The 3,641-nt window shown below is 70.6% G+C and carries 3 protein-coding genes; all 3 read left to right on the forward strand.

Annotation, left to right across the window (positions count from 1 at the left end):
* Window positions 1-538 precede the first annotated feature (538 nt).
* Window positions 539-625 (forward strand): K(+)-transporting ATPase subunit F, encoded by an 87-nt coding sequence (kdpF, locus tag B8460_RS23755; protein ID WP_084623515.1) that lies wholly within the window; start codon window positions 539-541, stop codon window positions 623-625.
* Window positions 626-641: 16 nt separating this feature from the next.
* Window positions 642-2,357, forward strand: coding sequence for a potassium-transporting ATPase subunit KdpA (gene kdpA, locus B8460_RS10940; protein WP_048861635.1), 1,716 nt, complete (start codon window positions 642-644; stop codon window positions 2,355-2,357).
* A 12-nt stretch (window positions 2,358-2,369) separates the two neighbouring features.
* A partial coding sequence (locus B8460_RS10945; RefSeq protein ID WP_048861636.1) for an HAD-IC family P-type ATPase occupies window positions 2,370-3,641 on the forward strand: 1,272 nt, incomplete at its 3' end.

Raw genomic sequence — 3,641 nt, forward strand, 5'->3', positions numbered from 1 at the left:
GGCGGCGGACGGCGCGGCGGCGGGCGGGGTGGCGCCGGGGGTCGCGGTCCCGGGCGTGGTGGACTGCGCGAAGGCGCCGCCGCTGAGACCGGCCAGCAGCAGGGCGGCGAGGAGGGTCTGGCGTGCGTACATGTCGTGATTCCTTGTTGTCGGTCCGTTCGTAGGCGGACGTCCGTTCCCTGTCGGTCCGCCGCGGCGGTGCCGGCCCTGGCCGGCCGGTCCCGCCAATGAGCGAGATTGTTTCGATCCGCGCTTGTCCCCGCGCGGTCCCGGCCGGGCACGTCGATCGGGCATGCCCGTGTCTGCGGTTGCTGACCCACGCGCCGCGTCGCGTCAAGCGTCTGTATCGGCGCCGGCGTTTATGGCGGTTTTATGCCGGCCATCCCCGGCCCGCATCGCGCCTTTAGCCGCCGACGGCCTAATCCATCGGGCAGCGCAACCAAAGGGTGCGACCATGCTCGACATCGTCCTGATCCTCGCAGGGGCCGGCGGCATCATGCTGATGGCGGCCTATGCCCTCGCGTGCGGGCGTATCTGAATGCTCGACCTCCTCATCGCCGGCGCCGTGTCGGCCCTGCTGCTGGTCTATCTGCTCTGGGCGCTGATACGGCCCGAAGACTTCTGACGAACGGACCCCCCACATGATGATCGAAGGCAGCCTCCAGATCGCGCTGGTGCTGGCGGTCGTGCTGGCGAGCGCGGTCCCGGTCGGCCGCTATCTCGCCCGCGTGGTGCAGGGCGAGCGCGTGTTCCTCACGCCCGTCCTCGCGCCCGTGGAACGACTGGTCTATCGCGCCTGCGGCATCGACCCGGCGCGCGGCATGGGATGGCAATCCTACGTGTTCGCGCTGCTGCTGCTCAACGCCCTGCATTTCGTGCTGCTCTACGCCATCCTGCGGCTGCAGGGCGCGTTGCCGGCATTCCTCAATCCGCAGGGCATCGGCGCGCTGTCGCCGCGGCTGGCGTTCAACACCGCCATCAGCTTCGTCACCAACACGAACTGGCAGGCGTACACGCCCGAAAGCCAGATGTCGTACGGCGCGCAGATGCTGGGCCTGACGGTGCACAACTTCCTGTCGGCGGCGACCGGCATCGCGGCGGCGGTCGCGGTGGTGCGCGCATTCACCGCGGGCGGGCTGCGCACGCTCGGCAACTTCTACGCCGACCTGACGCGCGTGACGCTCTATCTGCTGCTGCCGGTCGCGCTGGTGGCGACGGTCGCGCTGATCGCGATGGGCGTGCCGCAGACGCTCGCGCCCTATCTCGACGTCACGACGATCGAGGGCGCGAAGCAGACGATCGCCCTCGGCCCCGTCGCGTTCCAGGAGGCGATCAAGGAACTCGGCACCAACGGCGGCGGGTTCTTCAACGCCAACTCCGCGCATCCGTTCGAGGCGCCGGGCGCGCTCGCGCTGATGCTCGAGACCTGGCTGATCCTGATCATCCCGTTCTCGCTCGCCATCATGCTCGGCCGCATGGTCGGCGCGCCGCGGCAGGGTCGGGCGCTGTTCGTCGCGATGGCGGTGCTGCTCGTGCTCGGCGTGTTCGGCGCCTATGTCGCGGAAGCCGGCGGCAATCCGCTGCTGACGGCGCTCGGCGTCGATCCCGCGATGGGCAACATGGAGGGCAAGGATCTGCGCTTCGGCCTGCCGCTGTCGATGCTGTTCAACATCGCCGCGACCGGCACCTCCTGCGGCGCGGTCGCCGCCTTCACCGACAGCTTCATGCCGCTCGCCGGCCTGATCCCGATGTTCCTGATGCAGCTCGGCGAGGTCACGCCCGGCGGCGTCGGCTCCGGTCTCTACACCGTGGTCATCTTCGCGCTGCTGTCGGTGTTCGTCGCCGGGCTGATGGTCGGGCGCACGCCGGAATATCTCGGCAAGAAGGTGCAGGCGCACGAGATCAAGCTCGCGATGCTGGCGGTGCTCGTGCTGACGCTGTTCATCCTGGGCGGTGCGGCCGTGTCGCTGGTCATGCCATCGGGCTTGGCCTCGCTCGCCAACGCCGGGCCGCACGGATTGTCGGAGATGCTCTACGCCTGGACGTCCGCGACCGAGAACAACGGCAGCGCGATGGCGGGACTTTCGGCCGATACCAACCTGCTCGACTACGGGCTCGGGGCGGCGATGTTGTTCGGCCGCTTCGCCTTCCTGATCCCGGTCCTCGCGATCGCGGGCAGCCTCGCTGAGAAGCCGAAACTGCCGCCGAGCGCGGGCACCTTCCCGACCGACGGGCCGCTGTTCGTGGGGCTGCTGATCGGCGTGATCATCATCCTCGGCGGACTGCAGTTCATGCCCGCGCTGTCGCTCGGCCCGCTCGCCGAACACTACCAGATGCTCGTCGGCCAGACGTATTGAGGATCCAGAATCATGGCTGAGGCACATGCCGAGACGATCGCGCTGTTCGACGCGCGCATCGTCGCCCGCGCCGCCCGCGACGCGGTGGCGAAGCTCAACCCGCTCACCCTGGCGCGCAACCCGGTCATCTTCGTCACCGAGGTGGTGGCCGCGCTGACGACCTTCCTCGGCCTGCGCGAGATGGCGCAGGGACAGGCCGCCGCGTTCGCGCTGGCGATCGCCCTCTGGCTGTGGCTGACGGTGCTGTTCGCGACCTTCGCCGAGGCGATGGCCGAGGGGCGGGGCCGGGCGCGGGCCGAAAGCCTGCGCCGCTCGCGGGCGGAGACGATGGCCCGCGTGCTCGCCGACCCGCGCGACCGCACCCGCGTCGCCGACATGCCGGCATCGAGTCTGCGCGCCGGCACCGTGGTGCTGGTGGAGGCGGGCGACCTGATCCCCTCGGACGGCGAGATCATCGAGGGCGTCGCGAGCGTCAACGAAAGCGCGATCACCGGCGAATCCGCCCCGGTGATCCGCGAGGCCGGCGGCGACCGCAGCGCGGTCACCGGCGGGACGCAGGTGGTGTCGGATTGGCTGGTGATCCGCATCACCGCCGATCCGGGCGGCACCTTCATCGACCGCATGATCCGCCTCGTCGAGGGGGCCGAGCGGCGCAAGACGCCGAACGAGATCGCGCTCGACATCCTGCTGGCCGGCCTGACGATCATCTTCCTGGCGGCGGTGGTGACGCTGCCCGCGTTCGCGTCCTACAGCCACACGCTGATCACCGTGCCGGTGCTGGCGGCGCTGCTGGTCACGCTGATCCCGACCACGATCGGCGGCCTGCTGTCGGCGATCGGCATCGCGGGCATGGACCGGCTGATCCGCTTCAACGTCGTCGCGACCTCGGGGCGCGCGGTGGAGGCGGCGGGCGACGTGGACGCGCTGCTGCTCGACAAGACCGGCACCATCACGCTCGGCAACCGCATGGCGGCCGCGCTCTATCCGGTCCCGGGCATCGAGGAGCAGGAACTGGCGACCGCGGCGGTGCTCGCGAGCCTCGGCGACGAGACGCCGGAGGGGCGGTCGATCCTCGCCTTCATCCGCGACCGCCACGGCATCGCGCCGGAGCGGCCGGCGGGCGCGACCGTGGTGCCCTTCAGCGCCAACACCCGCCTGTCCGGCCTCGACCACGACGGCCTGTCCTGGCGCAAGGGCGCGGTGGACAGCATCCTCAGGCTGGTCGCGCGGCACGGCTCGGTCGGCGCCGCCTCCGCCGCCGCCTATGCGCCGCCGCCGGCGTTC

This window comes from Acidisphaera rubrifaciens HS-AP3, from assembly GCF_000964365.1.
Lineage (GTDB): Bacteria > Pseudomonadota > Alphaproteobacteria > Acetobacterales > Acetobacteraceae > Acidisphaera > Acidisphaera rubrifaciens.